This is a genomic window from Amycolatopsis sp. NPDC054798 (assembly GCF_053611505.1).
Genome location: NZ_JBSHAM010000041.1, coordinates 1 through 16,700, shown reverse-complemented (window position 1 = coordinate 16,700; position 16,700 = coordinate 1). Strand labels below are relative to the sequence as shown.

Annotated in this window: 3 protein-coding genes; all 3 read left to right on the top strand. The window is 71.3% G+C overall.

From position 1 onward, the window contains the following. The first annotated feature begins 8 nt into the window (after positions 1–8). Positions 9–14,807 (top strand): non-ribosomal peptide synthase/polyketide synthase, encoded by a 14,799-nt coding sequence (locus ACWGIC_RS24445; protein ID WP_452078271.1) that lies wholly within the window; start codon positions 9–11, stop codon positions 14,805–14,807. Positions 14,808–15,154: 347 nt separating this feature from the next. Next, positions 15,155–16,396, top strand: coding sequence for an MFS transporter (locus ACWGIC_RS24440; RefSeq protein WP_452078270.1), 1,242 nt, complete (start codon positions 15,155–15,157; stop codon positions 16,394–16,396). A gap of 19 nt (positions 16,397–16,415) precedes the next feature. Beyond that, the gene (locus tag ACWGIC_RS24435; RefSeq protein WP_452078269.1) at positions 16,416–16,613 is read left to right on the top strand and encodes an MbtH family protein; all 198 of its coding nucleotides are present in this window, start codon (positions 16,416–16,418) and stop codon (positions 16,611–16,613) included. Positions 16,614–16,700 lie beyond the last annotated feature (87 nt).

Sequence of the window (16,700 nt, the reverse complement as noted above, 5' to 3'; positions counted from 1 at the left end):
GACTCCCCATGACCGCGTCCCGTGAAGACCGCATCGCGGCGCTGCCCGCTCACCTGCAGGAAGCGCTGCGCCGCCGGATGGCCGGAACGGCCGGGCGAGCGCCGGAGATCCCGGCCGCCGCCGACCGTTCCGGCCCCGTCCCGCTTTCGTCCGCGCAACGCCGGCTGTGGTTTTTCAGTCGGCTTCGCCCGGACGATTCCGAGTACAACAGTGCGCTCGCCCTGCGCCTGACCGGCGAGCTGGACGTCGACGCACTGGCCGCCGCCTTGCGGCTGCTGGTCGCCCGGCACGAACCGCTGCGCACGACCTTCGAAGAGGTCGACGGCGAACCCGCGCAGATCATCCAGCCGCCGTATGAGGTCGCGCTCCCGGTGGTGGATGCGGCGCCGGAAGACCTCGACGCTGTGCTGGGGGTCGAGTATTCGCGGCCGTTCGACCTCACGCACGGGCCGTTGCTGCGCGCGGTGCTCGTGCGGCTCGGGTTGGCCGAGCACGTGTTGCTGGTGTGCGTGCACCACATCGCCACCGACGGCGCGTCGATGGGCGTGCTGACCGAAGAACTCGGTCTCTTCTACCGCGACGGCGAGCGCGCGGAATTGCCCCCGCAACCGTTGCAGTACGCGGATTTCGCGGTGTGGCAGCAGAACCGGCCGACTCGTCTGGCCGGGCTGGAGTACTGGTCCCGGCAGCTGGCCGGGGTGACGCCGCTGGACTTGCCGACTGACCGGCCGCGTCCGGCCGCCCGGAGCACGGCTGGCGCGGTGCGCGAGTTCGCCGTTCCCGCGGATGTCGCCAGCCAGCTCGCGGACCTGGCGCGCACCTCGGAAACCACGCTGTTCACCGTGCTGCTCGCGGCCTGCCAGGCGTTGTTCGCGCGCTACACCGGCCAGGAGGACATCGCGCTCGGCACCGTCGTCTCCGGCCGGGACCGCCCGGAGCTGGAGCGGGTGGTCGGCTTCTTCGTCAACACCGTCGTCCTGCGCTCTACAGTGGACCAGTCGGCTTCGTTCGCCGATCACCTGGAAGCGGCGCGGCGGACCGTCCTCGACGCCTTCGCTCACGACGACGTGCCGTTCGAGGAAGTGGTCGACGCCGCGCACGCGGGCCGGGATCCCGGCCGCAACCCGCTGTTCGACGTCATGGTGCTGCTGCACAACACCTCCGGCGCCGGACCGGTGTTCCCGGACTTGGCCGCCGAACCGGCCGGCGTGGCGCGGGATTCCTCCAACTTCGACCTCACCGTCGAATTCGAGGAATCCGGCGCCGCGCTGGCCGGGCTCGTGGAGTACAGCACGGACCTGTTCGAGGCCGGGACGATCGACCGGCTGATCGCGCACCTGCTGCGGCTGCTGGCCGGGATCGCCGCGGATCCCGGCCGCCGGATCGCCGACCTCCCGCTGACCACCGAAACCGAGGAAGCCCGGCTGCTCGGCTGGCACGGTTCGGCGCTCGACGTCCCGGACGGCACGATCGTGGACCTCCTCGACCGCCAGGCCAGGACTCAGCCGACGGCGACCGCCCTGGTCTGCGGCGACGTCCGGCTGAGTTTCGCCGAACTCGCCGCCCGCACCGACGCGCTCGCCGCGGACCTCGTCGCGCGAGGCGCGGGGCCGGAACGCGTGGTGGCCGTCCTGCTCCCGCGCTCGGCCGACGCGATCATCGCGCTGTTCGCGGTCCTCAAAGCCGGGGCGGTGCACCAGTCGATCGATCCCGCCCTGCCCGCTGAGCGGATCGAGCTGCTGCTGGCCGACACTCGGCCGGTGGTGGTGCTGGACCGCCTCGGCACTCCCGCTGACGGTCCTCGCCCGGCCGGGCCGCAGCCGTCGGACGCCGCCTACGTCATTCACACGTCGGGTTCGACCGGCACGCCCAAGGGTGTTGTGGTCGAGCACTCGGCCTTGGTGAACCTGCTGGTCAACCACCGGGCCGCCTTCGGCCGCGACCGGTTGCGCGTGGCGCTCACGGCGTCGCTGTCCTTCGACACGTCGTGGGAAGGCCCGCTGCTGCTGGCGGACGGCCACGAACTGCACCTGATCAGCGATGAAACCCGCCTCGACCCGGCCGAGCTGATCCGCTACGTCCGCGAGGAACGCATCGGCTTCCTCGACGTGACCCCGTCCTACCTGCGGCAACTGCTGCCCGCCGGACTGCTGGAAGGCGAGCAGCGGCCACGATTCCTGATGGTCGGCGGCGAGGCCATCGGCGAGGACCTGTGGCGAGAACTCGCCGCGTCCGGCACCGCCGCCGGAAACTACTACGGACCGACCGAGTCCACTGTGGACTCCACGTGGGCTCCGGTGACCGGGGACCGGCCGTCGATCGGCCGTCCGCTGGGAAACGTCGGCGCGTACGTCCTCGACGAACAGCTCCGGCTCGTCCCGGCCGGGGTCGCGGGCGAACTCTGCCTCGCGGGCGCGCAGCTCGCGCGCGGCTACCTCGGCCGGCCGGGACTGACCGCCGACCGGTTCGTGGCGAACCCCTTCGGCGCGCCCGGGACCCGCCTGTACCGGACCGGAGACCGGGCCCGCTGGACCGCGGACGGCCAGCTGGAACACCTCGGCCGGACCGACGACCAGGTCAAGGTCCGCGGCTTCCGGATCGAGCCCGGTGAGGTCGAAGCCGCATTGCGCGCCCAGCCGCACGTCGTCGACGCCGCCGTGGACGCGCGCCACGGCAGGCTTGTCGCGTACCTCGTCGGCGACGCCGATCCCGCCGAACTGCGAGCCGGACTGACCAGGACGGTGCCCGCGCACTTGGTGCCGTCCGCGTTCGTTCACCTCGACCAGCTTCCGCTGACCCGGCACGGCAAACTGGACCGCCGGGCGCTCCCGGAGCCGGAGATTTCCGCGTCAGCGCAGTACACGGCTCCGCGAGACGAACGCGAACAGCTGGTGACCGAAGTCTGGGCCGAGGTGCTCGGCTTGGAGCGCATCGGCGTCGACGACGATTTCTTCGCGCTCGGCGGCGATTCGCTGCTCGGCATCCGGGTGGTCGCGCGGCTGCGCGCGGAACTGGGCGCCGACGTCCCCGCCCGGCTGGTGTTCACCGCGCCGACCCCGGCGCTGCTGGCCGCGCAGCTGCCCGCCGCGTCCGCGCCGCAGGAGGCGATCCCGCTCCTGCCTCGAGGCGAAGGACCGTTCGAGGCTCAGCTTTCCTTTGCCCAGCAACGACTCTGGTTCCTCGACGAATTCGACCCCGGCAGCACCGAGTACGTGTCGCCGACCGCGCTGCGGCTGCGTGGCGAGCTGGACGTCCACGCACTGAACCAGGCGCTCACCGCGCTGGTGGCCCGGCACGAATCCCTGCGGACCACCTTCGCGACGGTCGACGGCCGCGGCGTGCAGATCGTCCACCCGCCGCACGCCGTCGATCTCCAGGCGGTCGACGGAGACTTGGACTCCGCGCTGGCCGCGGCGACCGGACCGGTCGACCTGCACACCGGCCCGCTGCTGCGCGCCGCGCTCACCCGGCTCGCCGCCGACGACCACGTTCTCACCCTGGTGCTGCACCACATCGTCACCGACGGCTGGTCCTCGGGCGTGCTCCTGAGCGAACTCGCCGCCTGCTACGCCGCGTTCACGCGCGGCGAGGACCCCGGATTGCCGCCGCTGCCCGTGCAGTACGCCGATTACGCGGTCTGGCAACGAAACCGCACCGATTTCGACGGCCAGCTCAGCTACTGGCGGCACCGGCTCGCCGGTCTCGAACCGCTGGAACTGCCCACTGACCGGCCCCGCCCGGCCGTCCGCACGAAGAACGGCGCGCTGCACGAGTTCAGCGTCCCGGTCGGCACGACCGCCCGGCTCGCGGAGCTGTCAAGGCAGCAGGGCAGCACGCTCTTCATGACCTTGCTCGCCGCCTGCCAGCTGCTGTTCGCGAGGTGGTCCGGACAGGACGACGTCGCGGTCGGCACCGTCGTGTCCGGCCGGGAACGCACCGAACTGGAAGGTCTGGTCGGCTTCTTCGCCAACACCCTCGTCCTGCGGTCCACAGTGGACTTGAACCGCGGCTTCGACGCCTTCCTCGGCGAAGTCCGCGACACCGTGCTCGACGCTTTCGCGCACCAGGACGTCCCGTTCGACCGCGTCGTGGACGACGTCCAGCCCGAACGCGACCCCAGCCGCACCCCGCTGTGCCAGGTCATGGTCGTGCTGCACAACACCCCCGACGCCCGCCCCGCGCTGCCCGGGCTCGCCGTCGAGGAAGTCGCCCCGCCGATCGTGACCGCCGGCTTCGACCTGGCGATCCACTTCCAGCAGACCGCTGGGCGGCTCGACGCCGTCGTCAACTACAACACCGACCTGTTCGATGCGGCCACGATCGAGCGGCTGAGCAGCTGGCTGCGCATCCTGCTGGCCGGAATCGCGGCGACGCCGCAGCAGCCGATCGGCCGGCTGCCGTGGATCACCGCCGACGAACGCGACCGCGTTTTGCGAGAGTGGAATCCGGTCGCCGTCGCGCCTCAGGCGCCGACGCTGCACCGGCTGTTCGCCGCGCAGGCCGCCCGCACGCCGGACGCCGTCGCGGTGACCTGCGAAGGCGTCGAACTGACTTACCGCGAGCTGGACCGGCGGGCGAACCGCCTGGCGCACCGGCTGATCGCCGAGGGGGCCGGGCCGGAACGGCTGGTGGCCCTGCGATTGCCGCGTTCGGCGGACCTGGTCGTCGCGATCCTCGCGGTGCTGAAGTCCGGCGCGGGCTATCTGCCGGTCGATCCGGACTACCCGGCCGCGCGGATCGAGGCGATGCTGGCCGACGCGCAGCCGGTGTGCGTCGTGGACACCGTCGCGGCGGACGGCCAGCCGGACACTGGCCCCGGGGTGGCGGTCCGTCCGGAGAACACCGCGTACGTCATCTACACCTCCGGCTCCACCGGCGTGCCCAAGGGCGTGCTCGTCCCGCACGCCAACGTGACCCGGCTGTTCTCCTCGACCGAGCACTGGTTCGGCTTCGGCGAGCAGGACGTCTGGACGCTCTTCCACTCCTACGCGTTCGACTTCTCGGTGTGGGAACTGTGGGGCGCGCTGCTGCACGGCGGCCGCCTCGTGGTGGTCCCGGCGGACACCGTCCGCTCGCCGGAGGAGTTCCTGGCGCTTCTGGCCGAACAGCAGGTGACTGTGCTCAACCAGACGCCGTCGGCGTTCTACCGGCTCGGCTCGCTGCCGTCGCCGCCGTTGAGCCTGCGCTGCGTGATTTTCGGCGGCGAGGCGCTGGACCCGGTGCGCCTGGAGGAATGGCGTCGGCGGCATCCGGACGGTCCGCAGCTGGTCAACATGTACGGCATCACCGAGACCACCGTGCACGTGACCTACCGCGTGCTCGACGACCGCGCGACCGTGGGCGTGCCGATCCCGGACCTGCGCGCCTACGTCCTGGACTCCTGCCTCGAACCGGTTCCGCCCGGCGTCACCGGCGAGCTGTACGTCGCGGGCGCGGGCTTGGCGCGCGGCTACCTGAACCGGCCGGGCCTGACCGCGTCCCGGTTCGTCGCGGACCCGTTCGGCGAGCCGGGCACCCGGATGTACCGCACCGGCGACCTGCTGTGCTGGACCGCGGACGGCGAACTGGCCTACCGGGGCCGGGCCGACCACCAGGTCAAGATCCGCGGTTTCCGGATCGAGCTGGGCGAGGTCGAGGCGGCGCTGTCCGCGCATCCGGACGTGACCGGCGCGGCAGCCGTCGCGCACGGCACCGGGGACGCGCGGCGGCTGGTCGCGTACCTCACCGGGACGGTGCCCGGGACCACGGTGCTGCGCGAATTCCTCGCCCGCTCGCTGCCCGCGCACATGATTCCCGCGGTGTTCGTCGCGCTGGACGAATTGCCGCTCAACGCGAACGGGAAGCTCGACCACCGAGCGCTGCCCGTACCCGGCGCGCGGGTTGAAAACCGTTACGTGGCACCGCGTACCGACATCGAGACCACCCTTGCCGAAGTCTGGTCCACAGTGCTCGGCGTCGACCAGGTCGGGGTCGAGGACAACTTCTTCGGCCTCGGCGGCGATTCGATCCTCAGCATCCAGGTCGTCTCCCGCGCCCGCCAGGCCGGGCTGACGGTGTCGTCGAAGGATCTTTTCCAGCACCAGACCATCGCGGAACTGGGCCGCGTGGTCACGACCGGCGGCCCGGTCGCGCAGGCGCCGGAGCAGAGCGGGCCGGCGCCGCTCGGGCCGATCCAGTCGTGGCTGTTCGAACATCTGGAGCGGCCGTGGCGGCTGACCATGTCCGTCCACCTTGTACTGTCCTCAGTGGACGTTGCGCGGCTGACCGCGGCGGTCGCGGAAGTGACCGCCCGCCACGCCGCACTGCGGATGCGGTTCTCCCCGGCGGACGGAAGCTGGCAGCAGGAACCGGCCGCCAGCGAACCGGCGGACATCCTGCGGCACGCCGATCTGTCCGAAGTGGACGACGTGCCGGCGGCGATGCACGCCGAGGCAGTGGCCGCGCAGACCTCTTTGGACATCGTCGACGGCCCGGTGTGGCGTGCGGTCCTGTTCACCTTCCGGGACCGGTCGCCGCAGCTGTTCCTGACCGCGCACCACCTCGTCATGGACGGAGTGTCCTGGCGCGTCCTGCTCGGCGACCTCGAACGGGCTTACCACGGCGAACCGCTGGAACCGGCGGGCAGCTCGTTCACGCACTGGGCCCGGACGCTCGCTGACCACGTCCGTTCCGGCGGACTGGACGACGAGGCGGAGTACTGGGGGAGCGTGCTGCACGGCGTCGACGCTGGCCTGCCCGTCGACCGCTCCGGGCGCAACACCGCCGAATCGGCGCGCTCGGTGTCGGTTTCCCTTGGCCGGGCGGAGACTTCCGCGCTTCTGCAGGACGTGCCCGGCGCGTACCGGACCGAGGTCAACGACATCCTGCTGAGCGCTCTTGCCCGGGCGCTGGCGCGCTGGACCGGCCGGTCCCAGGTCGTGCTCGAAATGGAAGGCCACGGCCGGGAGGACCTCGCCGCGCCGCTCGACCTGTCCAGGACGATCGGCTGGTTCACCGCGCAGTACCCGGTCGCGCTGACCGTGCCCGGCGACAGCTGGGACGCGATCCTCAAGTCCGTCAAGGAACAGCTGCGCGCGATCCCGAACAAGGGCGTCGGCTACGAAGCGCTGCGCTATCTGAGCGATGCCCCGCTCCGGAACGACCCGACGCCGCAGATCTCGTTCAACTACCACGGCCGCTGGGACGTCGGAACCGAGGCGGACGGGCTCTACCAGGGCCGCGGGGAAAGCCTCGGCCACGATTCGGCACCGGACAGCACTCGTCCGTACCTGCTGGACGTCGTCGGCGTGGTCGAATCCGGCGAACTGCACCTGACCTGGGAATACTCCGCTGAGGTGCACGAGGAGGAGACCGTCCGCGGCCTCGCCGAAGCGACTGTCGCGGCACTGCGGGAAATCATCGCGCACTGCGCCGCCGCCGGGGGCCGCACGCCGTCGGACTTCCCGCTCGCCCGGCTCGACCAGGCGACGGTGGACCGGCTGGCCGGGGACGGCAGCGAGGTCGAGGACATCTACCCGCTGACGGCACTGCAGGCGGGCATGGTGTTCCACAGCCTGGTCGACACCGGGTCGAGCGCGTACTTCGACCAGTTCCGGCTGCGGCTGGCCGGGGTCCGGGACCCGCGCGCGCTGGCCGAGGCCTGGCAGCGGGTGGCGGACCGGACGCCGATCCTGCGCAGCAGCACGGTGTGGGACGGCGTCGAGGAGCCGGTGCAGCGCGTCCACCGCGGCGTCCGGGTGCCGGTCGGGCAGCACGACTGGCGCGGCCTCGCTCCGGAAGCCCAGCAGGCCGAACTGGCGAAACTGCTCGAAGCCGATCTGGCGGCGGGCATGGACCTGGCCAACCCTCCGCTGATGCGCCTGGAGATCGCCCGGATCGCCGACGACGAGGTGCAGCTGCTGTGGACCTCGCACCACGTCCTGCTCGACGGCTGGAGCACCGCCCAGGTCTTCGGCGAGGTGTGCGAGCAGTACTCGGCGATTGTCGAAGGCACGCCCGCGAAACTGACGCCGCGGCGGCCGTTCCGCGACTACCTGGCGTGGCTGGCCGAGCAGGACCGCGCCGCAGCGGAGGAACACTGGCGCGAAGTGCTCGACGGCTTCGCCGCGCCGACTCCGTTGCCGTACGACCGCCGGCCCCGCGAAGCACACCGGGCGGAATCCGGAGCGACGGTGCTGGTCGAGTTGTCCGCGGAGGAATCGGCGGGACTGCGCGACATGGCGAAAACCGCCGCGCTGACAGTCAACTCCGTCGTGCAGGGAGCGTGGGCGCTGCTGCTCGCGCGCTACAGCGGCGAGCCGGACGTCCTGTTCGGGACCACGGTGTCCGGGCGGCCGCCGGAACTGCCCGGGGTCGAAGCGATGATCGGGATGTTCATCAACACCGTGCCCACGCGGATCGAAGTCCGAAATGGACAGTCGGCCGCCGAATGGCTGCGCGCGATCCAGGCCGAGCAGGCGGACGTGCGCCGGTACGACTTCCTGGCGCTCTCGCAGCTGCAGACCTTCACCGGCGTTCCGGCGGGCGCGTCGCTGTTCGACAGCGTCGTGGTCTTCGAGAACTACCCGATCGAAGACAGCGGGCAGGACGGCGTCCGGGTGCTGGACGTGGAATCGCTGGACACCACGAGCTATCCGCTGAACCTCACCGCCTATCTCCACGACCGGCTCGGGCTCGAACTGTCCTACGACCCGAAGCTGTTCGACGAGACCACCGCCCAGCGGCTCGCCGGGCACCTCGCCCAGCTGGTGCGCGCGATCGCCGCCGACCCGGACCGGCGCGTCGGCTCGCTCTCGCCGCTCACCGCGGACGAGCGGAACCACGTGCTGGCGCTGGGACACGGCGATTCGGCCGACCTTCCGGCGGAGACAGTGCTGGACGTGTTCGAAGCGACGGTCGCGCGGATGCCGCACGAGACCGCGCTTGTCTTCCACGACACTGTCCTGGACTACGCGGAGGTCGACGCTCGCTCCACTCAGCTGGCGCGGGAGCTGATCGAGCGGGGTGCCGGGCCGGAGCGAGTGGTCGCCGTCCTGCTGCCGCGGTCGATCGAGGCCGTGGTCGCCGTCCTGGCGATTTTCAAGGCAGGCGCGGTGTATCTGCCGCTCGACCCGGATCTGCCGGACGAACGCCTCCGCTTCCTGCTGGACGACGCGCGCCCGGTGGTCGTGCTGGGCAGGCCGGAGGAGAGTTACGCGCCTCCCGCGCCCGTTTCGCAGCGGCCGGACGCGGACACCGCCGCCTACGTCATCTACACCTCAGGCTCGACCGGAACGCCGAAGGGCGTCGTCGTGGAGCACCGCGCGCTGGTGAACCTGCTGGTCGCGCACCGCGCCGTCTTCCTCGACCGCGGGCGGGAACGAGCGGCGCTCACCGCGTCGCTGGCCTTCGACGCGTCCTGGGAACCGCTGCTGGCCATGTTCGACGGGCATGAACTGCACGTGCTGGACGACGACACCCGGCTCGACCCGCGCGCCCTGGTCCGCGCCGCCCGCGCGCACGGGCTCAACCTCCTCGACCTCACCCCGGCCTACCTCCAGCAGCTGCTGGACGCCGGGCTGGCGACCGGCGAAGTCCGGCCCCGCACGGTGATCACCGGCGGCGAGGCGGCGACCGAAACGCTGTGGCGGCAACTGGCCGCCGCCGACGTCACCGGCCACAACTACTACGGGCCCACCGAAGCGACCGTCGACTCGATCCACGCGCCGGTCATCGGGGACCAGCCGCTGATCGGCCGTCCGCTGACCAATTTCCGGGCCTACGTCCTCGGCGACACCGGCGAGCCCGTGCCGCCCGGCCTGCCCGGCGAGCTGTTCCTCGCCGGACCGCAGCTCGCGCGCGGCTACCTCGGGCGGCCGGGGCTCACCGCGGACCGGTTCCTCGCGGACCCCTTCGGCCCGCCGGGAGCGCGGATGTACCGCACCGGCGACCAGGTCCGGTGGACCTCCGAGGGCTCGCTCGACTACCTCGGCCGCGTCGACGACCAGGTCAAGATCCGCGGGTTCCGGGTGGAACCGGGCGAGGTCGAGACAGTCCTGCGGCGGCATCCCGCGGTCGCCGACGTCACCGTCATCGCCCGCGAAGGCCGGCTTGTCGCGTACGTCGTCGGCGAATCCCAGGGCTTGCGCGAATGGGCGCGCGAACGGCTGCCGGAGCATCTGGTCCCGTCGGCGTTCGTGTCGCTGGACGCCCTCCCGCTCAACCGGAACGGCAAGCTCGACCGCCGCGCGCTGCCCGCCCCCGGCCGCGCCGGAACCGCCGAGTACGTCGCGCCGCGGACGACCGCCGAACAGCGGCTCGCCGCGATCTGGGCCGACGTCCTCGGAATCGACCGGGTGGGCGCCGACGACAGTTTCTTCGAACTCGGCGGCGATTCGATCCTCAGCATGCGGATCACCTCCCGGGTGCGGGCCGAGTTCGGCGTCGAGGTGTCGCCGCGGATGCTGTTCTCCGCGCCGACGCTCAGCCAGTTCGCCGCCGGGCTTCCTTCGCGGAAGGCCGGTCCGGAAGCGATCCCGGTCGTCGCGCGCGACGGTGCGCTGCCGTTGTCGTTCGCTCAGCAGCGCTTGTGGTTCCTGGACGAATTCGAGCCGGGCGGCCGTGAGTACATTTCGCCCACGGCATTGCGCTTGCGCGGCGAACTCGACGTCGACGCCTTGCGGCGAGCCCTCAACACGGTTGTCGCCCGCCACGAATCGCTGCGCACCACCTTCGACGCGATCGAAGGCCATGCCGTCCAATTCGTCCACGAGCCCGCGCCGGTAGAACTCCCGGTCGAGGACTTCGACGAGGAAACGCTTGTCCGCGAAGCGCTTCGGCCCTTCGACCTGCGGACCGGACCGCTGCTGCGCGCCCGGTTGTTCCGGGAGGAATCCGGCGACCACGTCCTGCTGCTGGTGCTGCACCACATCGTCACCGACGGCTGGTCGGCCGGGGTGCTGGCCGCCGAACTGGACACCTGCTACGCCGCGTACGTCCGCGGCGAGGAGCCGGACCTGCCCGCGCTGCCGGTGCAGTACGCGGATTTCGCCGCCTGGCAACGGGATTTCCTCGACAGCCCCGACCTCGACGCGCAGCTCGACCACTGGCGGGACCGGCTCGCCGGGCTCGCGCCGCTCGAACTGCCGACCGACCGCCCGCGGCCCGCGGTGCGCACGAGCGAGGGGGAGTGGTTCGGCTTCGACATCCCCGCCGAGGTCGCCGCGAACCTCCGCGAACTCGCGGGCGCGCAGCACGGCACCCTGTTCATGACGCTGGTGGCGGCTTTCCAGGTCGTGCTGGCGCGCTGGTGCGAGCAGGAGGACGTAGCGGTCGGCACGGTGACCGCCGGCCGCGAACGAGCCGAGCTGGAACGCCTGATCGGCTTCTTCGTCAATACCCTCGTCCTGCGGTCCACAGTGGACTCGCGCGGGTCGTTCCGCGACTTCCTCGCCGGAGTGCGAGACACGGTGCTCGACGCGTTCGCGCACCAGGACGTGCCGTTCGAACGCGTGGTAGACGCCGCCCAGCCGGCCCGCGACCCGAGCCGGACGCCGCTGTTCCAGGCGATGGTGGTGCTGCAGAACACCGGCGACCGGCCGGGCGGCGGCGCGCTCGTCGCCGAGGAGGTCGCTCTGCCCGCGACGAGCGCGACCTTCGACCTGCTCGTGCAATTCGAGGAGGACGAAGGGGAGCTGCACGCCGCGATCAACTACGCCACCGGCTTGTTCGACCCTGAGACGATCCAGCGCTTCGCCGGCCGTTTGCTGACCGCGCTGACCGTTCTCGCTGGTCAGCCGGACCAGCCGATGGAATCGCTGCCGTTGTTGCCGCAGGCCGAGGCGGACCAGTTGCGCGCCTGGAACGACACCGGCGTGGCTGTCCCGGCGGCCTCGCTGGCACAGCTGTTCGAAGCCCAGGTCGCGCGGACGCCCGACGCGCCCGCACTGCTGTCCGCTGCCGGGGAAATCACCTTCGCCGCGCTGAACGCCCGGGCGAATCAGCTGGCCCGGCTGCTCGTCGACCGGGGAGCCGCCCCGGAACGGATCGTCGCCGTCCGGCTGCCCCGCTCGACCGCGCTCGTCCTCACGGAGCTGGCCGTGGCGAAGACCGGGGCCGCGTTCCTTCCCGTCGACCCGGGCTATCCCTCCGAGCGCATCGAGTTCATGCTGCGCGACGCCGACCCGGTCTTCGTCGTGGACGGAGAACTAGACGCCGGGGAGTACGCCGACACGAACCTCGGGGTGCCGGTCGACCCGGAGCAACCGGCGTATGTCATCTACACGTCCGGTTCGACCGGGCGGCCCAAGGGCGTCGTGGTGCCGAACGCCGGTATCGCGTCCTTCTCCGCCGCCGAAATCGAGCATTTCCAGATCCGGCCGGGCGACCGGGTGCTGGCGTTCAACTCGCCCAGCTTCGACGCCTCGGTTTCGGAACTCTGCATGACGCTGCCCGCGGGCGCCGCTCTCGTCGTGCCGCCCGAGGGCCCGCTGCTCGGCGCTCAACTGGCCGAGCTGCTGGCGGACTACCGGGTCACGCACGCGCAATTCCCGCCGGTCGCGCTGGCGACCGTGCCGGACGTGCCGCTGCCGGACCTGCGCACCATCGTCGTCGGCGGGGACGTCTGCCCGGCCGAGCTGGTCACCCGCTGGGCTCCGGGACGGCGGATGATCAACGCGTACGGGCCCACCGAAACGACCGTCGTGACTTCGTGGAGCGAACCGCTGTCGCCGGGCGGTCCGCTGCCGATCGGCAAACCGATCCGGAACACCGAAACGCACGTGCTGGACGCCGGATTGCGCGAGGTGCCGATCGGGTCGGCGGGCGAGCTGTACGTCCGCAGCATCGGCTTGGCGCGCGGCTACCTGTCCCGGCCGGGCTTGACCGCCGACCGGTTCGTGGCGAACCCCTTCGGCCCGCCGGGATCGCGGATGTACCGCACCGGCGACGTCGTCCGGCAGAACGCGACGGGCGACCTGGAGTTCGCCGGACGCGTGGACGACCAGGTCAAGATCCGCGGGTTCCGCGTCGAACTCGGCGAGATCGAGGCGGCGCTGCGGCGGCACCCGGACGTGCGCGAGGCCGTCGTCGCGGCCCGCGAAGCCGGCGGGCACAAGCGGCTGGTCGCCTACGTCGTCGGCGAAACCGCCCAGCTGCGCGCTTTCCTCGGCGAGACGCTGCCGGACTACCTGGTCCCGTCGGTCTTCGTGCCGCTCGACGAGGTTCCGGTGAGCCCCAACGGAAAGATCGACCGCGCCGCCCTTCCGGCACCGGACCTGTCGGCGCTGCAGACCGCCGAGTACGTCGCCCCGGGCACCGAGCTGGAGCAGCTGCTGGCGAACGTCTGGGCCGAGGTGCTCGGGATCCCGCGCGTCGGAGCCGAGGACAACTTCTTCGAACTCGGCGGGGATTCGCTGCTCAGCATCCAGGTCGTGCACCGCGCCCGGCAGGCCGGGCTGGCGATGCGCTCGAAGGACCTGTTCACGCACCAGACGGTCGCGGAGCTGGCGAGCGTGGTCCAGCCCGCGGATTCGGCCGAGGACGACCGCGAGGCCGTGGTCGGGGCCGCTCCGCTGACCCCGATCCAGCGCTGGTTCCTGGATTCCTCGCCGGCGAACCCCGCGCATTTCAACCAGTCCGTGCTGATCGAGCTGAACGGCCCGGTGGACGAGGAAGTCCTGCGCCAGGCGATCGAGGCGCTGGTGGCGCACCACGACGCGCTGCGCCTGCGCTTCGAGCAGACCGCCGACGGGTGGACCCAGCACAACGACCCGGTCAATCCCGGGGCAGTCCTGCACACAGTGTCCACTGTGGACCTGGAGCGCGCGGCCGACGACGCGCAGGCGAGCTTCGACCTGGCCCGCCCGCCGCACCTGCGGGCCCTCCTGTCCGACGACGGCGACAACCCGTGCCTCTTCCTCGTGGCACACCATCTGGTCGTCGACGCCGTCTCGTGGGGCATCCTGCTGGAAGACCTCGAACGGGCCTACCGGCAGATCGAAGCCGGGGAAAAGCCCGACCTTGGCCCGAAAACGACGTCCTTCCGGGACTGGGCGCGCCGCCTGCGCGAATTCGCCGAATCCGGCGCGCTGGACGGCGAACGCGCCCACTGGGCCCGTGCCCTGCCCGGATGCGAGATCCCGGTGGACCGGACGGGCGCGGCTCCGGAACCGCAGGAGCTGGTGGCGGTCCGCGTCGGCGAGCGCGACACCGACGCCCTGCTGCACCTGGCCCCCGGCGCCTACCGGACGAGGATCAACGACGTCCTGCTGACCGCGCTGGCCTGGACCCTCACCCGCTGGACCGGCGAGCCCGCCGTCGCGATCGACCTCGAAGGCCACGGCCGCGAGGAAATCCTGGACGACGTCGACCTGACCAGGACGGTCGGCTGGTTCACGACGCTGTTCCCGGTCGCGCTGGAGGTCGATCCGGCGACGAGCTGGCGGAACCTGGTGAAATCGGTCCGGCGGCAGCTGCGCGCGGTGCCCGGGAACGGGTTCGGGCACGGGGTCCTGCGCTGCTTCCGCTTCCCCGACCTCGGCCGGGACGCGCCGCGGGTGGCGTTCAACTACCTCGGGCAAGGCGAGAACACCGGCTCCGGGGACGGCTTGTTCCTGCGGTCGCTCCCGCCGCTCGGCCGGGACCAGGACCCGGCCCACCGGTCGCCGCACGCGCTGGAGGTCGTCGGCGGGGTGCGGGACGGGCAGCTGGAGTTCTCCTGGTACTACCAGCCGGATCAGCACACCCGGGAGACGGTGGCCGGGGTGGCCGCGGGATTCGCGGACGCGTTGCGGGCCATCGCGGCGGATTGCCGGGGTGATGAGGCGTGAGCGGGGTCGTGGTCGCCGGGTGGCGGGGAATGGCGGGGCGGATTCCGGGCGGATCCGGGGTCGCCGCCGGGGCTATTGCTGCGGACGGTCTGGGAGGTGGGGCATGAGCGGGATTGCAGAAGGTTGCGGTTATCGGTTGTTGTGGGCTGAGGAGATTTCTCGGGCCACGCCCGGCGCGACTGGCCTCGCGGCCGTCGCAGATTATCCGGGAGGCGCGGCATGAGCGGGATCGCAGGTGATCGCGGTCGTCGGTTGTTGCGGGGTGAGGCGGCTTCTCGGGCCACGCTCGGCGCGGTTGGCCTCGCGGGGCCTTCGCGGGCTGCCGCAGATTGCCCGGGAGGTGAGGCATGAGCGGGATCGCAGGCAATCGCGACTACCGGCTTCTCTGGACCGGCCAGGTCGTCTCCGAAGCCGGGTTCAGCACGACCACCATCGCCTTTCCCTTGCTGGTGCTCGCGCTCACTGGGTCGGCCGCGCAGTCCGGGCTCGTGCTCGGGGCGGTCGCGATCAGTCAGCTCGTCGCGGGATTGCCTGCCGGGGCGTTGGTGGACCGGTGGCCGCGCAAGCGGATCATGCTCGGGTGCGAAGCGGCGCAGGCGGTGGCCGCGGCCGGGTTGGTGCTCGCGTTGTACTGGGGCGTCGCGGATGTGTGGATGCTCATTGTGGTGGCCGTCGTGATGGGGCTGAGCCGGGCGTTGTTCGAACCGGCGGAGGAGGCGAGCCTGCCGCGGCTGGTGGCGGAGGAACAGGTTCCTGCGGCGGTGGCGATGAATGCCGCGCGGACGAGTGCGGGGCAGTTGTCCGGGACGGCGTTGGGCGGGTTTCTCTTCGCGGTGGGGCGGTTCGTGCCGTTTCTCTTCGACGTGGTGGCGCATGTTTTCGCGTTCCTGTCGCTGTTGTTCGTGCGGTTGCCCAGGCAGCCGGAGCGGGCGGCGGACGGGCCGCCGAAGCATCTCGGGCGGGAGATTCTCGAGGGGCTGCGGTGGGTGTGGACGCGGCCGCCGTTGCGGGCGACGGTTTTGTGCGTGGTCGCGTTGAATCTGTTCTTTTCCGCGTATTACCTCGTGATCATCGTGCTGGCGAACGAGCGGGGGGTGCCGTCCGGGGAGATCGGCGTGATGGCGGCGATGCTCGGGGCGGGCGGGATTCTGGGGTCGTTGGCGGCGCCGTACCTGCATCGGCGGATGAGTGCGTACGGGCTGGTCATCGGGGTTTTCTGGGCGTTGACCGCGCTGACCCCGCTCGCGGTTTTCGTCGGAAATGGTTATGTGATGGGCGCTTTGTTCGCGGCTATTGCGTTTTTGCCGCCCGCGGCGAATACTGCTATTGCTACTTATCAGCTTCTGTCCACTCCGGACAATTTGCGGGGTCGGCTCGGGGGTGTCCTCGGGGTGACGGGCGGATTGGCTGCGGCTGCGGGGCCCGCGTTGGGCGGGTGGCTCGTGGAAGCCGTGCCCGCGGTGCCCGCGGTGCTGGTCTGCAGCGGGTCGATTGCCGTGGTCACTCTGCTGACGACGTTCAGCGGGACTCTGCGCGGCCTGCCTGCCGCGCCCCGGGTTCGTGAGCTGGAAGAAACATCCGGTCAGTGATGGAGAAGGGAATTGCCTGATGGATGAGGACGCGGTGTTCCAGGTCCTGGTGAACGACGAGGAGCAGTATTCGCTGTGGCCCGCGGAGAAGGAGATTCCGGCGGGGTGGCGGGCGGACGGGACGCGGGGGAGCCGGGAGGAGTGCATGCGGCACGTGGACGAGGTGTGGACGGATATGCGGCCTCGTAGTCTTCGGGAGCGGATGGCGGCGGAGTGACGGCTCGTCGCCTGGCGGCGACATTGCTCCGGGCCCTCGTGGGGGCACCCCGAAGCTGATTGTGACGACGGCGCGGGGGAGTGTGGC